The sequence below is a fragment of the Brucella tritici genome, assembly GCF_902825325.1.
In the GTDB taxonomy this organism is placed as follows: domain Bacteria; phylum Pseudomonadota; class Alphaproteobacteria; order Rhizobiales; family Rhizobiaceae; genus Brucella.
The window spans coordinates 1-16,104 of record NZ_CADEAR010000010.1; the positions used below are offsets into that span (position 1 = coordinate 1).

Below are 16,104 nucleotides of genomic sequence, written 5' to 3' on the forward strand. Positions count from 1 at the left end.
GTCCGCTCCTATCAATGAAGGAGCTTATCTCGCGGCATCATTCACAAAAGAAAAGGTGGGATGTTCGTCGCGCTCACAATCAATCTTCTGGTTCACATCAACAGGCCCTTGTCGGTCGCCGCCCATATAGAGGCGATGTCGATTGCAGCCGAAGCCCGCACCGCTGCCATTATCGAACTTGGCCTCACTGTCGGCGGCAGAGCCGCAACGGGCACCGGAACGGATTGCATCGCCGTTTCAGCTCCACATGGGCAGACTGGAGAGGCGGCATCATATGCGGGCTTGCATACGGATATCGGGGCCGCCCTCGGTGGTGCGGTTTATGACGCAGTGTCCGAAGGCGGCAGGCTCTGGATGAAAGAGCAGGGCTTCTGATCTTTCAGATTTCTGCGGCCGCCCCTTTCGGCTTCAGACGCAGGATAAGCGGCACCAGAACAAGGGCGACAATCGGGAAGACCAGCCAGTTGATGGTTTCCCAGCCGGAAGAATGCAGCAGCGAGCCTGCAAAGAACGAAGCGCAGGCCACAGTGCCGAACATGATGAAATCATTGGCGCCCTGTGCCTTGCCGCGTTCCGCCGGTGTGTGGCAGTCGGTCACCATGGCGGTCGCGCCGATAAAGCCGAAATTCCAGCCGATGCCGAGGAAGATCAGCGCCCCCCAGAAATGGCCGACATCAAAGCCGCCCAATGCAATGATGGCGGAGAATGCGATCAAAACCAGACCGAGCGCGGTTATCTTTTCCTTGCCGAAACGGGTGATGAGCTTTCCGGTGAAGAAGCTTGGCGCGAACATGGCGAGCACATGCCACTGGATGCCAAGGGCTGCATGATCAACGGAATGGCCATGGCCGACCATGGCGATGGGCGCAGCCGTCATCACGAAAGTCATCAGGGCATAGGAACAGACACCGGCAGCCACCGAAAGAATGAAGCGCGGCGAACGGAGAATTTCGCCAAGCGGGCGGCCTGTATCATGGATAGCGTTCGGATCTTTCCGGATTTTCGGTGCGCGCAGCATGAAAAGGACGGGGAGGGCGAGGAGCCCCAGAACCGCCTGGCTGAGGAAACTGCCTGCGAACATCGCACCCGGAATGGTATCGCGTGTCCAGATGACGAGCTGTGGCCCGACGATTGCCGCAACGAGCCCACCCACCATGACCCATGAGATGGCGCGCGCCTTCATGTCGCCGGTTGCCGCATCGGTGGCCGCAAAACGATAGCTCTGAACATAGGCGGCGTAGAAACCGGCTGTCAGCGTGCCCAGACAGAAGATGACGAACGAGGAGGCAAAAATACCTGCGGCTGCGATCACACCTGCCGAGGCGCCGACAAGCGCGCCCAGCATATAGGCATTGCGGCGTCCGAATTGGCGCATGAAGAAAGCGGCAGGCAGCGTGCCGAGCGCAAGGCCGAGATTGAACAGGCTGACGGGAAGCGTAACGAGCGCCGGATCGGAAGACAGTTTCTGGCCCACCAGACCGCCAAGCGAAATCACGATGGGCGGGCTGGAAGCACCCAATGCCTGTGCAATCGTCAAGATAACAATATTGCGCCGTGCGGCCGTCATGTCGGTCATCGCCAACCCCTCAATGGAAGAAACCGGGGTGGTTTTATCGGAAAGCGCATTTGCCAGCAAAATTATTCTATGGACCGGGTAAAAAATTCCCGGCAGGTTTCCGCAGTGGCTAGACCTAATGCAAGTGTAGTGACAATGTCGTCCGGCTGTCATCAAGTGCTTCTAATTTGCAACTCCACTGTTCGATAGGAGCCAGCAATGTCAGAGAATCTTTCCCAGCAAAGTCTGTTCAAGACCAGCCAGTTGGAAGAAGCAGATGCCGACCCGCGCAATCCGTCCGATAACCCAACCATGGGCGAAATAATCAGCCGCCGCTTTTCCCGCCGTGGCTTTCTGCGCGGATCGCTCGCTGTCTCGGCTATTGCGGCAACGGTCAGCCCGCTCGCGCTGCTGAGCGCTGGTGATGCGCGCGCCGCATCCGGTTCGGCCTTTTCCTTCAAGGAGGTCGAGGCCGGTGTGGATGCTCATCATCATGTCGCGGAAGGCTATGATGCTGATGTGCTTTTGCGCTGGGGCGACAGGCTTTTCGCCGATGCGCCGGAATTCGATCCGACCAAACAGTCAGCCGAGGCGCAGGCGCGCCAGTTCGGCTACAACAATGATTATGTCGGCTATATCGCCATCGAGGGTTCGCCCGAACATGGCTTCCTCGTGGTCAATCACGAATATACCAATCCGCACCTGATGTTCCCTGGTCTCGTCAAGATCGTCGGTGGCAAGGTGGAGCAGGCCCCGCTCTCGAAGGAACAGGTGGATATCGAAATGGCTGCCCATGGCGGCACGATTGTCGAAATCCGTAAGCAGGGCGGCAAGTGGCAGCCGGTGCTCGACGGTGCAAACAACCGCCGCATCACCTCCAATACCGAGATGGCGCTGAGCGGTCCCGTGGCCGGTCATGATCGCGTCAAGACCAATGCCGATCCATCCGGCACCAAGGTTTTCGGCACTGTCAACAATTGCGCAGGCGGCGTCACGCCGTGGGGCACCTACATCATGGCCGAGGAAAACATCCATGGCTATTTCATCGGCGAATTGCCGGAAGGTCATGCGGAGACAGCCAATTACAAACGCATGGGTATTCCGGAAGGCGCTTATGAATGGGGACGTTTCTACGACCGTTTCGATGTTTCCAAGGAACCGAACGAACCGAACCGCTTCGGCTGGATTGTCGAGGTCGATGTGTCCGATCCGAACTCCGTGCCGAAGAAGCGAACCGCGCTTGGCCGTTTCAAGCATGAAGGGGCGGAATCCATCGTCAACAAGGATGGGCGTGTGGTCTTCTATCTGGGTGACGACGAACGCTTCGACTATGTCTACAAGTTCGTGACGGCGGGCAAATTCAACCCGGATGATCGCGCTGCCAATATGAACCTGCTGGATGAAGGCACGCTTCACGTGGCCAAATTCCATGAGGATGGCAAGGTGGAGTGGATGCCGCTGGTGTTTGGCCAAGGGCCGCTGACCGAGCAGAACGGCTTCAAAAGTCAGGCCGACGTGCTGATCGAGACCCGCCGCGCGGGCGATCTTCTCGGCGCCACCAAGATGGACCGCCCGGAAGACGTGCAGCCGAACCCGGTCAATGGCCGCGTCTATGTCATGCTCACCAACAATACCAAGCGCAAGGACGAACAGGTGGATGCCGCCAATCCGCGCGCCAAGAACGCCTTCGGCCACATCATCGAGATCGAGGAAGACGGGCAGGATTTTGCCGCCACGACGGGCAAGTGGGAAGTGCTGCTGAAATGCGGCGATCCAAGTGTGGCCGAAGTTGGTGCCAGCTTCTCCACCGATACGACGCGCAATGGCTGGTTTGGCATGCCGGACAACGCTGCCGTCGACAGCGCTGGTCGGCTTTGGGTCGCAACCGATGGCAACAGCAACAAGGATACAGGCCGCACCGACGGGCTTTGGGCAGTTGACACCGAGGGCGATGCGCGCGCGACCTCGAAACTGTTCTACCGCGTGCCAGTGGGGGCAGAGATGTGCGGTCCGCTGTTTGCACCCGATGATGAGACGGCTTTTGTTGCTGTACAGCATCCGGGCGATGGCGGCGAGGATTGGGACGGTCATGGCCGTCGGTCCTATTACGAGGACCTGTCCACCCGCTGGCCGGACTTCAAGGACGATATGCCGGTGCGGCCTGCCGTGGTGGCAATCACCAATCAGGGTGGCGGCAAGATCGCTGTCTGACACAGCATGTCTCCCGAAGTGGAAACCGGTTTCGGGTAAAGACATGCGTAAGACAAATAAATTACGTGCGGCCCCCGGTGAAAGCTGGGGGCCTTCGTCAAAGCTTCATGGAAGCGTCAAGCCAGCGATACAAAGCCAGCCTAATTCCGTTCCTGTATTTGAATTCCAACGGGGACTTATCATGATATCGCGTCTCGTCGCCTCGACCATGCTTGCCGGTGCCGTCGCATTGGCGTTTCCAGCCTCCGCTGAAGAAAAAGCTTTTCCGGCCACGCTGAAGGCTCATGCCATCCTGCCTGGCAACACGATCATCGCTGCGCCGGATGATGCGGCTGAACATCTGAAGACATCGGGCAAGTTCACCACCGCCGACCGCAAGCGCGCTGAAGGCATAGGCACTGTTGAAGGCAAGGACGGCGTGCGCAAGACCGGCCTTTCAGTGCCGTTCGACGGCCAGCCGGTACAGGGCTTTTCCGGCATCAAGACCATGGAAGACGGCAGCTTCTGGTCGCTGTCCGACAATGGTTTCGGCTCCAAGCTCAATTCGCCGGATGCCATGCTGATGCTGCACAATGTCAAGTTCGACTGGGACAAGGGGACCGTGGAGCGCGTCAAGACCGTATTCTTGAGCGATCCGGACAGGAAGGCTCCGTTCCCCATCGTCATGGAAGGCGCGGAAAAGCGCTATCTGACCGGCGCCGACTTCGACGTGGAATCCATCCAGCCAGTGGCGGACGGTTTCTGGATCGGCGAGGAATTCGGCCCCTTCCTACTGAAATTCGACACGGACGGCAAGCTGACCGACGTCATCCCGACTTTGGTCGGCGAGACGGAAGTGGTGTCACCGGACAATCCGAAACTCGCTTTGCCTGCCAATCCGAGCCTCAAACTGCCGTCTTACAATCTGAAGCGCTCCGGCGGCTTCGAGGGGCTTGCCATGTCGAAGGATGGCTCGAAGCTCTATGGCCTGCTGGAAGGCCCTTTGTTTGTCGATGGTGCGCCGGAAAAGACCGAAAGCGGCAAGACTGGCTTGCGCGTCATCGAGTTCAATGTCGCCGACAAGAAGTGGACGGGCCGTTCCTGGCTCTATCCGCTAGCGGAAGGTGGCGAAGCCATCGGCGACTTCAATATGCTGGATGAAACCACGGCGCTGGTCATCGAGCGCGACAATGGCGTCGGCACGGCGGACAAGGCTTGCGCCAATCCGAAGAAGCCGCAGGCCGATTGTTTCGATGTGCCGTCGAAGGTCAAGCGCATCTACAAGATCGCTTTCGACGACAGCAATGTCGGCAAGGAAGTGCGCAAGATCGGCTATATCGATCTGCTCGCCATTGCCGACCCGGAAAACAAGCGCCGCCAGGGCGGGCATGAAGGCATTTACGACATGCCGTTCCTCACCATCGAGAATGTTGATCGGGTGGACGCCACGCATATCGTGGTCGGCAACGACAACAATCTGCCGTTCTCGGCTGGCCGTTTCCTCGACAAGGTCGATGACAATGAATTCGTCCTGCTGGAAGTGGGGGAGTTCCTGAAGGCTGAATGATCCTTCTGAATGGGTCCTATGATGAAGCCGCGGAGAAATCCGCGGCTTTTTCTCTCTGTGCATGGGGAGAAGCCCGGCGTGGAAGTTTTGTTTCGGCGCGGCTATTGTGCGGCGACAAAACGATGGAGAAAACCGTTGAAGATTTTTATTTTCGGCAGTGTGAATGTGGATGTCAGTGCCCGGATGGCCGCGCTGCCGCGTCCGGGGCAGACCGTGAATGCATCGGGCTATGGTATTGGGCTGGGTGGCAAGGGTGCCAATCAGGCGGTTGCGGTCGCCAAGCTTGGCGGCGACATTCGCTTCGTCGGCGCTGTCGGCAACGATGCTTTCGGCGAACTGGCCTTGAAGCAGATGCAGGAATTTGGCCTCAACACCGGAAGCGTGCGCGTGATTGACGGCGTCGATACGGGCATCGCGATCATTCAGGTTGAAGAAACCGGACAGAACACGATTGCTGTTTGCGCTGGTGCCAATGCGCGCTGGTCGGCTGCCGACATTGATGCCTATGCCGCAGACATTGCCAAGGCGAAGATTACATTGTTGCAGCGCGAAGTTCCCCATGAAGCCAATCTGGCCGTGGCAAAGGCGGCGCGTGCGGCAGGCGGCAGTGTTTTGCTTGATCCGGCGCCCGTCGGCGACGCAAGCCGCATGGCGGACCTGATTGCGCTCAGCGACATCATCTCTCCCAACGAGACTGAGGCTGCTGAAATTACCGGTATCGAACCGACCGATCTTGCTTCGGCGGAAGCTGCCGCGCGCAATCTTCTGGAGCGCGGGCCGAAGACGGTCATCGTCAAGCTCGGAAGCCGTGGTGCATTGCTGGTGACGGCGGATGAGGTGAAGCACTTCGCGCCGTTCAAGGTTCAGGTGGTGGATACGGTTGCTGCCGGTGACAGTTTCAACGGTGGTTTCGCGGTCGCCTTCTCGCAGGGCCAGTCCTTGCATGATTGCGTGCGGTATGGTTCGGCAGCGGGTGCAATTGCGGTCACGAGACCGGGTGCTGGCGCGGCTGCACCGACTGCGGCTGAAGTGGCAGCGCTTCTGCAAAATAAGGCAGAATGAAAATCCGGGGCTGTTTGTGCCAATTTCGCTCATTTTGAGCGGAAAACTGCACAAAAACCGCTTGTCAAATATGGCGAAGAAGCCGCGAGAATAAGGCGCTCGCGGCTTCTTTATGGCTATTTTGTGATTTAGAGCGTTGCGAGACGTTCGGTCAGCAGGCTGAAGAAGCCGTCTGCATCCACATCCTTGATGAAAAGCGCGTTCTTCGGGCGGTCGGTCACTTCCCACCAGTCGACGACTGTTTCGCCGATCGTGAGTTCCGAATTGATCTCGATTTCCACATTGCATTCCCGTCCGGAATAGAGTTCCGGCTTGATGAGATAGGCGATGACGTTCGGGTCGTGCAGCGGGCCGCCATCGGTGCCGTACTTGGCTTCGTCATAACGCTCGAAGAATTCGAGCCATGCCGCGACGACTTCGCCAACATGGGTGCCGATACCGCGAATGGCGGCGATGCGCTTTTCGGTGGTCAGAACTTTGTGCGTGACATCAAGCGGCATCATGGTGATCTTGATGCCGGATTTGAACACGACCGCAGCGGCGTGCGGATCGACATAGATGTTGAATTCCGCCGATGGCGTGATGTTGCCGCCCTCGAAATAGCCGCCACCCATCAGCACGATTTCCTTGACGCGCTCAGCAATCTTCGGCTCGCGGATCAGGGCGGATGCGATGTTGGTGAGCGGTCCGAGCGGGCAGAGCGTGACGGTGCCGGGCTCTTCCTTCATCAGCGTTTCGATAATGAAATCGACGCCATGCTGCGCCTGAAGCGGCATGTCCGGGGCGGGTAGGTCGTAACCGTCGAGACCGGTCTTGCCATGGACGTTTTCAGCCGTCACGAGCGGGCGTACCAGAGGGCGGATGGAGCCTGCGAAAACCTTGGTTTCGGGCTTCTTCGCCACTTCGCAGATGGTGCGGGCATTGATTTCGGTGCGCGCCAGCGGGCCGTTGCCCGCAACGGCGGTGATGCCGAGAATGTCGAGTTCCGGGCTTGCGAGCGCCAGAAGAATGGCGACGGCATCGTCCTGACCGGGATCGGTATCGATAATGATTTTACGGGCCATGATGAGGGGCTTTCTGCGTTAAAGCTTTTCCAGCAAAAGTGTGAAGCGGTTTTGCGTTCGGAAAAGCGTGACAAAGATTTAAACTGCGTTGCGCGCTGCACTGACCGTCTGGTCGACAAGCGCGTCGAAGGAGATTTTCGCCGGGCGGCGCATGTAGGTGACGATGTCGTCGGCCAGAAGCGGCTTCGACCACCGTTCAGCGATGATGCCGGAGCCGCGCTGGATGGCGATGACGCAAAGGATCTGCGCGGCATTGCAATCAACGTCGTGGCCGATCCCGCAGACAATTTCCAGCGTTCGATCGAAATCGCTTTCGCCGAACCACAGGGCAATCACTTGCGCCGCTGCATTCGGATAGACGTGAATCCAGTTATATTCGGCATATTCCGCGTCGCATTTCGCCCATGCGTCCTGCCAGTTGTCGGCAGAACGGCAGGCATCGAGTGCGAAGGCCAGAACCGCACCATATTCGGTTTCGGTCGGGAAAAGCGCTGCCGTCGAGACCAGCAATTCGCGTGTGTCGCTGACAGCAAAGGCGCGCGCTGCCATGACAGCGTTGAAAACTTCGCCCAGAATACCGTTTCCGGCATGGGAGATTTCCGCGTCCATATAGGCGAGGCGGGCGGCCTCGCGGGCGCGGCCTGGCACGACCATGCCGCAGATGACGCCGCGCATCTGTGCACCGATCCATTCATCGAACGGATTGTCGGACGTGCCGGTTTCAGGGGCGGTGAGGCCGCGCCGCATGTTGGAAAGCGCGATTGCCTCTGCCGACCAGCCAAGCGGGATCAGCGAGGTCCAGCGCTCGGCAATGTCGGCGCTGGTCACAGCAGAACCCTTGTCGCTGAAGGCCTCCAGAAAGGCGATCTCGAAGGTGATGTCGTCATTATAGGTGTTGGGCTCGCGCACATAATCGCGGATCGGGCCGAAAACCTCCATGATATTTTCCGCCGTATAGCCTTCGAGCGCCGTACCGGCCGCAGCTCCGACAAGCTGTGCCATCCAGGCGGCTGCGGTGCGGTCACGGAAATCATCGGACTGGACGGCATAGAGCACATCGTCAGGCCATTGAACTGTAGCGTCGAATTCGTCCCACGACCCGTAACGCACCGTCTTTTGTGACGGATGATCCGGATCAGGCCGTGCGGCGTGCATCAAGACACGCAGGCGCATGTCGATGCGATAGAGCGTCTCAAAGTCACCGCGTTCAAGTGCCGTCAGCCCATCGCGAAGAAGTTCTTCATAAGGGGCAAGAACAAAGCCCTTGTTTTCCAGCGATTGCAGCGCACCGGCCATCAGGCATTCAGGCGCTGCCGATCCCGGCACATTGCTTTTCCAGAACATCGCCATGAGGTCATCCTGCGCCTTCATGACGGCACTTGCATCCCAAGTCTGTTCTTCCGCCGTGCGCACCACCGGTTTCGTATCGCGCAGCAGATCACGGGTCAGTTCCCAAGCCTTCATTTCACTCTCATTTCAGTATTCTGGTCAGTATTCTGATCATGCATTTCAGGAGTTTTTCAGTTGCTTTGCGCGCCGCTGACGGCGCGCTGCGTGGATCGTCAGCACGACGACCGGGACGAGATAAGGGATCATCTGCATCAGTTCGAACGGCAATCCGAGGCTTTGAAGCGTGATGGCGAAAGATTCCGCCGCCGCAAGAACCAGGCTCGCCACAAGCGTGCCCCATGCTGTGCCCTGTCCCATGACTTCCGCCGCAATGGCGATGAAACCGCGACCGGCGGTCATGTTCTGGGCAAACCAGGTGACATAGCCGAGCGACAGATAGGCACCGGCTGCGCCGCCGAAGAGACCGGACAGGACAAGCGCCATCATCTGCACCCGGCCCGTATGGATACCGGCGGCACGTGCCGATTTCGGATCGACGCCGGTGGCGCGCAGATGCAGGCCGAAGCGCGTGCGCATCATCAGAAGGCTGACCGCGGGGACGGCGAGAAGGGCTACGAAGGTCAATATGTGAATATTGCCGATGAAGGGCACCGGCAGGCTTGGCAGCGCGCCGCTTTTGAGGGCGCCGGACATGCCCTTGTCGCCCGTTGCAAGAAAAAGCCCGAGCGTTGTTGCTGCCGCAGCGGCGATGTTGAGCGCGATGCCGGTCATGATGAGATCGGTGCCCAGCCGGTTGACCGAAAGCGACATCAGCCAGCCGAGCGCCGCACCTGTGATGAGCGCGGCCAGCAGGCCGACAGCCGGGCTTCCGGTGGCAGCGCTCGCCAGAACGGCAATGAGTGCTGCCGACAGCATCATGCCTTCCATGCCGATATTGAGGACCCCTGCGCGGTCGGAAATCATCACGCCAAGCGCTGCAAGCAGCAATGGTGTGGCCACGCGCAAAATGGTGCCGATGAAGGATGGATCGAGAATTTGTGCGAGAACCATGCTCATGGTTGTACTCCGGCCTGCACTACCGCTTGTTCTCCTTCGCGATTGCGAAGGTTGCGGATCAGCCGCAATACGGTCGGATGATTGTGAATGACGCTTGCCGTCGCGCCTACCATGATGGCGGCGGTTACAAGCCCCACCACTTCGGTCGGGATGTTCATGTTGCGCGCCAGTAGATCGCCGCCGATCTGCACGAAGCCGAGGAAGAGAGCCGAGGGAATAAGCAGGAACGGATTTTCGCGCGCCAGGATGGCGACGACGAGGCCGGTCCAGCCATAGCCGGGCAGATCGAGCCAGGCAAAGCGGGCATGAAGGCCGAGCACTTCCAGCGCACCGGCCATGCCTGCCACCAATCCGCCGACAATCTGGGCACGCATGATGATGCGTTTCAGCGGCAGGCCGAGATGATTGGCAAAGCCCGGACTGGAACCTGCGATACGGATATTGAGACCTGAGCGCGTCCAGTAAAGCCAGATGCCGCCAGCGATACAGGCCAGAATGGCGATGATTGAACCGCTGTTGAGACGCGTGCCGGCCAACAGCCGGTCAAGCTTTGCATCCGGCGGAATCTTGAGCGACATCATCCCGCCCGCAGCCGGATCGCGGATGATATAGTTGAGGACGAACAGGCCGAGAAACAGGAAGGCATAGTTCAAAACGAGCGATGTCACCATTTCCGATGCGCCGAAACGCAGCCGCAACGCTGCCGGGATCGTGCAGGCGAAACTGCCAGCAACCGCGCCGCACAGAATGGCAACCGGAAGCGAGAACCAGCCGAGCGACGGGAGCAGAACGGCACCCGCCACCGCGCCGAGCGCGCCGAGGAAGAAGCCACTTTCCGCACCGAGATTGAACAGGCCGGAGCGGAAAAGAATAGTGATCGCAAGGCCGGTCAGCATGATGGGCGTCGCCGCTTCCACCACATTGCCCATATGGCGAATGCTGCCGAATGGTCCGAGGAAAAACGTCTTGAGAACGCCTGCCGGATTATCCTGCATCAGCGCCAGTGGCACCAGAAGCACGGCCATGATGACGGCGATGACCAGAACGGTCAGGAAGAATGGAATGAGATAGGAAATCAGTCTGCGCATTACGCTGCAACTCTCTGCTTGAGCATGATCTCATCCAAAAACCGCGTTACACTTTTTGGGATCATGCTCGTGTCCCCAGCATATAAGGTCCAAGCACAGCCGGTGTTATGTCTGGTCCGTTTTCCAGAACGGCAACGATGCGTCCGTTGAAGAGAACGACGATGCGATCGCTCAGGCGCAGCAGTTCGTCGAGATCGGCGCTGACGAGCAGCACGGCGCAGCCACCCTGCGCCACTTCGTCGATGCGGCGGTGCAGGAAGGCTGCCGCCGAGACGTCGATGCCGCGTGTTGGCTGGTCGGCGATCAGGAATTTCGGATTGGTGGCAAGTTCGCGCGCGGCGATGAGCTTTTGCGCATTGCCGCCGGAAAGGGAATCGAGCCGTTCGGTGATTGCGCCTGCACGCACCGAATATTGCTTTATCATTCCGCTGACACGGGCCTTGATCGCGCTCCAGCGCAGGAATGGTCCCCAAAAAATCTGCTTGTCGGCGGTAATCGATCCCGTTCCGGCTATCGCGTTTTCGGCAAGAGACAGGCCGGGTGCGCCGCCTTGCGAAAAGCGGTCGGCTGGCAGATAGCCAAGACCTTGTCTGCGCCAGCTTGCCGTGTCAGCGCGCAGCATATCCTCACCGTTGAGGCTGATCGTGCCGCTGGCCGCTTCAGCAAGACCGGAAAGCACCGATACGAGGCCGCGCTGGCCGCTGCCATCGACACCGGCGACACCGACGATTTCGCCTGCGCCGACGGTCAGGTTCACATCCTTGATGCGGTCTGCCGGATCGGCTGCTTTCGTCGTGACACCCTTCATGTCGAGAACGGTTTTCATCGCGCCATGCTTGTGGGCGCGTTGCGGAATGTCGACCGCATGGCCCATGACCATCTGCATGATGGCGTCATCCGGCACGTCGGAAAGCTTTTCCGTGCCTGCAACAGCACCGGCGCGCAATACGGTCACGCTTTCGGCCAGTTCACGCACTTCGTTCAGCTTGTGGGAAATGAAGAGGATGGTAATGCCTTCATCGCGCAGCGACTTCAGCTTGCGCATGAGTTCCTCGATCTCCGGCGGAGAGAGAACGGCGGTCGGCTCGTCGAGGATCAGGAGCCTCGTGCGGCGCGCCAGCGCTTTCAGGATTTCGACCTTCTGCTGGGCGGCGACGGAAAGCGCGCCCGTGATCGCTTCGGGATCGGCGTGCAGATCATATTGCTGCATCAGCGCTTCGACCATTTTGCGCGCCCCCGCGCGGTCGATCAGCCCGGCTTTCACCGGCTCATGGCCGAGAATGATATTTTCGGTGACCGTCAGCGTCGGCACGAGCGAGAAATGCTGGTGCACCATGCCGATGCCTTGTGCTGCGGCATCTTCCGGCGACCAGGACGCAATGTGCTGTCCATCGACGATGATTTCGCCTGCCGTGGCATTTTCGATACCGAACAGGATTTTCATGAGCGTGGATTTGCCCGCACCGTTCTCGCCGCAAATGGCGTGGATGGAGCCTGCGCGGATCGAGAACGATACGTCGCGAAGCGCCTGCGTGCCGTTCGGATAGACCTTGCTCACATCGCGGAAGGCGACGATTGGGCGGAAGGCGACGATAGCATCGCCGCCTTCAATATTTTCAGCTGGATTTTCCACGATCAGGGACGAACCTTGTTGCGGATCGCGTTGAGATCCTCGGTGCTCATGCCGAATGCGGTCGGAACCGTGATCTTGCCTTCGGAAATCTCGTCGGAAGCATTCTTGATGGCGTCCTTCATTTCCTGCGTGGCCATGGAAGCCATGTTGCCGTCCTGCACGATGCCGACAGCGCCTTCCTTGAGGCCGAGTGCTTCCGCCTTGCCGAATGGCAGGTCTCCAGCCTTGAAGCGTTCATAGGCCTGCAGGAGGCTGACATCGACATTCTTCAGAACGGAGCTGACGACCTGCTTGGCAATCGCCGGATCGCTGTCCTTGAAGATCGCTTCCTGATCGGAATCGACGCCGAGCACATATTTGCCGGTTTCCTTGGCAGCCGAAAGCTGACCGAGGCCCGTCTGCGAAGCGACGACGAAGCCGAGCGACACGTCGGAACGATACTGCGCGAGACCGAGTTCCTTGCCCTTCGCGGCATCCATGAAGGAACCGGCATAGGAAATGGCGATCTTGGCATCAGGCATCACGGACTGCGCACCGGCAATGTAGCCGACGAGGAAGTCGTTGATGACCGGAATGTCCATGCCGCCGAGGAAGCCGAGATTTTTGCCGGTATCGCCGAGCTTGCCTTCCTTCAGGAGCGAAGCCGCCAGCATGCCGCCGAGATAGGAACCTTCGTTCTGCTTGTACTGGATGGAATAGACATTGTCGTAGCCGCCTTCTTCATAAGGCACGCTCGCATCATAGAGGATGTATTTCTTGTCGGGATATTGCTGGGCAACCGAACCGACAGTTTCCGACATCTGGTAGGTGCCACCGATGATGAGGTCCCAGTCCTGTTCCGACGCATCGAGGAACACCGGTTCCCATTTGGTCGGATCGTCGCCGATTTCGAGAATCTTGGTCTCGACGTCGTCGCCATACTTGTCCTTGATCATCTTCATGCCCTTGGCGGCACTGTCGAAGAACGACTTGTCGCCAAGCGCGCCATTGATGATGAGCAGGATCTTGTCCTGGGCCTGTGCCGCCGTGGTGGCGAACGTGCCCATCGCCGTCGATGCGGCAAGGGCAAAGGCAAGGTGGATTATTCCCCGTCTGGTGGATTTGATCACAACAGAACTCCAATACTGTAGCGTTATAGAGATGGATTTTCTGCTTTGGATAATTTGCCTCCGCCCACAGAACCCCCATACTGACGGCGATCAAACGCTGACGGCGTGTGTGAGTCAATCGCCAAACTTTTTACCCGCTGTGGACAAAGCAAGTCTGTTGCGCCGAATGGAGCTAAAGCTTTCGTTTATTTCAACAAAGCCTGATTAGGGTGCCGCAGCGTCGGATCGAACGGATTGAGCTTTTGCGAGATGATCGCCGCTTCCTTGCGCAGAAGTTCTGTCACCGTCTCCTGACGCTTTTCGGTGAGGCGCGCGGCAAGCGTGCCGATGCTGAGTGCCGCCACAGCTTCACCGTCGCGGTTGAGGACAGGCACGCCGAGACCCGCCATGCCATCGATCATGTTGAAGTTGAAGGTCGCGGCACCTGTGTTTCGCACTTCCTCGATCATGATACGCAGATCGACCTCGTCGATGGTGGCCTTGTCCAGAATGCGGGGCATGTTGAAGCGGATGATTGCCTCGCGCTCCTCTTCCGGCAGGAATGAAAGGATTGCGAGGCTGCCCTGACCAATGCCAAGTGGGACCTTGCCGCCGATATCGCCGGTATAAGAGCGGATCGGAAACGGCCCTTCCACCCGGTCGAGGCAGACCGCATCGAAATTGCTGCGCACCAGCAGGAAAACCGTATCGTTGAACGTGGTCGAAAGCCGCAGCAGTGACGGGCGGGCAATGCTCAATATGCCGTCGCGCTGGCGTGCCTGTGCAGCCATTGCAAAAAACTCCAGCGACAGACGATAGGCTTTCTTGTCGGGAAGCTGCTCAACGAGGTTTTCCGCAATCAGCGTCTTCAGCAGGCGATGCGCCGACGGCTGGCTGAGTTCGAGGTCCCGCGCCAGATCGATGAGCCGCACACCGTCATCCGTGCTGGCGGCCAGACCTTTCAAAATATGGATGGCCTTCACCAGACTTGAGTTAAGCGCGGCGCCGGATTTCGGATTCTCAGATATATCATCCATAAAATTGCTTCCAAATTCTGCATTATGAAAGAAATATATAATTTCTTCCGGATTTGAAAATTATAATTTGCATTCATACGGATTTTTCCGCCATCTAAAACCGTCGCCAATGGGAAGGTCCGGCAAGGCATTGGAAAAGTGCCCGCACGCGGATCGGCGGTTTTGCTTGTAATCAAAGGGAACGCTGCGGCTGCGTAAGCGGCTGGACAGTCATGCGTTCAAACGGACAAGTCGGATCAGCGCTTCAAAGCGCGATCAAGCCGCTCCCGCCAGCCAGCCCTATCGAAGAGGCGACGCGAGACAACATCACGGCGCTTCCGCTCCCCCGCACAATTCTGCGGAAGTCATGCCGAGAGGGAGATGCAATGAGCTTTTTGACCCTTTCCGGAATTTCCCGCCACTACGGCAAGTTCGCGGCTGTCGACAATTTCAATCTGACGATTGAAAAGGGCGAGTTCATTTCGCTTCTCGGCCCTTCTGGATGTGGCAAGACCACAACCTTGCAGATGATCGCCGGTCTGGTGCCGCCAACGGCAGGCACGATCACGCTTGATGGCCGCGAAATTACGCGCCTTGCACCAGCCAAGCGCGAATTGGGCGTCGTCTTCCAGAGCTACGCGCTGTTTCCGCATATGACTGTGGCGCAGAATGTTAGCTTCGGCCTCGAAATGCGTAATGTGCCGAAGGCTGAGCGCGAAAAGCGTGTGCGCGACGTGCTGGAGCTGGTTCATCTGGGTCCGCTTGCCGACCGCTATCCGCGCGAGATGTCGGGCGGTCAGCGCCAGCGTGTGGCGATTGCCCGTGCGCTGGTTATCAATCCGCCGGTTCTGCTGCTCGATGAGCCGCTCTCCAATCTCGATGCGCAGCTGCGTGAAGAAATGCAGTTCGAGCTGCGCCGCATCCAACGCACCGTCGGTATCACCACCATCATGGTGACGCATGACCAGGCCGAAGCGCTTTCGATCAGCGACCGCATCGTGGTCATGGAAAAGGGTGTCATCACGCAGGTCGATGCGCCCTACAAGCTCTATGAGCATCCGCATAACCACTTCATTTCCAACTTTGTCGGCAAGTCGAACTTCCTGAAGGCGCGCGCCGAAGGCGATATGATCGCGCTGGCTGAAACCGCGATCCGCTTTCCCGCAAATGGCAAAAAGGTTTCCGGCGAGCTTTCCGTCTTTATCCGTCCTGAAAAGGTACAGCTCGTTGCAGCGAGCGAGGGGCATATCACTGGTGAAGTTTCGACCCGCTATTTCATGGGTGCGCAATGGTTGCTCGGCGTGACGACACCAGCAGGTCAGCTTTCGGTGGCGCTCCCCAATCTCGGCAACCCGCCGCCATCGGAAGGCACATCGGTTGGCCTTAGCTGGAACCATGAAGATTGCCGCATCCTCACCGCAGGGGTGAACTGAGC

13 protein-coding genes are annotated in these 16,104 nt (G+C 58.6%); 5 read left to right on the forward strand and 8 right to left on the reverse strand.

Annotated features, from left to right (window positions below; genetic code table 11):
• Positions 1–60 precede the first annotated feature (60 nt).
• Positions 61–375, forward strand: coding sequence for an adenosylcobinamide amidohydrolase (locus HWX93_RS15145; protein ID WP_235969119.1), 315 nt, complete (start codon positions 61–63; stop codon positions 373–375).
• 4 nt (positions 376–379) lie between these two features.
• Here HWX93_RS15145 and HWX93_RS15150 read toward each other — a convergent pair whose 3' ends face one another.
• Positions 380–1,576 (reverse strand): MFS transporter, encoded by a 1,197-nt coding sequence (locus HWX93_RS15150; RefSeq protein ID WP_176037826.1) that lies wholly within the window; start codon positions 1,574–1,576, stop codon positions 380–382.
• Between the two features lie 198 nt (positions 1,577–1,774).
• Here HWX93_RS15150 and HWX93_RS15155 point away from each other — a divergent pair, with 198 nt between their 5' ends.
• From HWX93_RS15155 to rbsK, 3 genes are all read left to right on the forward strand, one after another.
• Positions 1,775–3,766 carry a PhoX family protein gene (locus HWX93_RS15155; protein WP_176037827.1) on the forward strand — a complete coding sequence of 664 codons (1,992 nt, stop codon included), beginning with the start codon at positions 1,775–1,777 and terminating at the stop codon, positions 3,764–3,766.
• Between the two features lie 181 nt (positions 3,767–3,947).
• A complete protein-coding gene (locus tag HWX93_RS15160) occupies positions 3,948–5,312 on the forward strand; it encodes an esterase-like activity of phytase family protein (protein WP_176037828.1) in 1,365 nt (454 codons plus the stop codon).
• A gap of 183 nt (positions 5,313–5,495) precedes the next feature.
• The gene (gene rbsK / locus HWX93_RS15165; protein ID WP_235969120.1) at positions 5,496–6,374 is read left to right on the forward strand and encodes a ribokinase; all 879 of its coding nucleotides are present in this window, start codon (positions 5,496–5,498) and stop codon (positions 6,372–6,374) included.
• A gap of 128 nt (positions 6,375–6,502) precedes the next feature.
• On the opposite strand, the gene HWX93_RS15170 is transcribed toward rbsK, so the two are convergent.
• The 7 genes from HWX93_RS15170 to HWX93_RS15200 form a co-directional block, all read right to left on the reverse strand.
• Positions 6,503–7,438 (reverse strand): nucleoside hydrolase, encoded by a 936-nt coding sequence (locus HWX93_RS15170; RefSeq protein WP_176037830.1) that lies wholly within the window; start codon positions 7,436–7,438, stop codon positions 6,503–6,505.
• Positions 7,439–7,516: 78 nt separating this feature from the next.
• A complete protein-coding gene (locus HWX93_RS15175; RefSeq protein WP_176037831.1) occupies positions 7,517–8,902 on the reverse strand; it encodes an ADP-ribosylglycohydrolase family protein in 1,386 nt (461 codons plus the stop codon).
• Positions 8,903–8,947: 45 nt separating this feature from the next.
• Positions 8,948–9,844 carry an ABC transporter permease gene (locus tag HWX93_RS15180; protein WP_176037832.1) on the reverse strand — a complete coding sequence of 299 codons (897 nt, stop codon included), beginning with the start codon at positions 9,842–9,844 and terminating at the stop codon, positions 8,948–8,950.
• A complete protein-coding gene (locus tag HWX93_RS15185; protein ID WP_176037833.1) occupies positions 9,841–10,932 on the reverse strand; it encodes an ABC transporter permease in 1,092 nt (363 codons plus the stop codon). The genes HWX93_RS15180 and HWX93_RS15185 overlap by 4 nt, the downstream gene beginning before the upstream one ends.
• Before the next feature lie 61 nt (positions 10,933–10,993).
• Positions 10,994–12,565 carry an ABC transporter ATP-binding protein gene (locus tag HWX93_RS15190; protein ID WP_176037834.1) on the reverse strand — a complete coding sequence of 524 codons (1,572 nt, stop codon included), beginning with the start codon at positions 12,563–12,565 and terminating at the stop codon, positions 10,994–10,996.
• A gap of 2 nt (positions 12,566–12,567) precedes the next feature.
• Complete coding sequence (locus HWX93_RS15195; protein ID WP_176037835.1) at positions 12,568–13,674, reverse strand: BMP family ABC transporter substrate-binding protein; 1,107 nt, start codon at positions 13,672–13,674, stop codon at positions 12,568–12,570.
• 185 nt (positions 13,675–13,859) lie between these two features.
• The gene (locus HWX93_RS15200; protein ID WP_109988233.1) at positions 13,860–14,690 is read right to left on the reverse strand and encodes an IclR family transcriptional regulator; all 831 of its coding nucleotides are present in this window, start codon (positions 14,688–14,690) and stop codon (positions 13,860–13,862) included.
• Between the two features lie 365 nt (positions 14,691–15,055).
• Here HWX93_RS15200 and HWX93_RS15205 point away from each other — a divergent pair, with 365 nt between their 5' ends.
• Positions 15,056–16,102, forward strand: a complete 1,047-nt coding sequence (locus HWX93_RS15205) for an ABC transporter ATP-binding protein (RefSeq protein ID WP_176037836.1) — start codon at positions 15,056–15,058, stop codon at positions 16,100–16,102.
• Positions 16,103–16,104 lie beyond the last annotated feature (2 nt).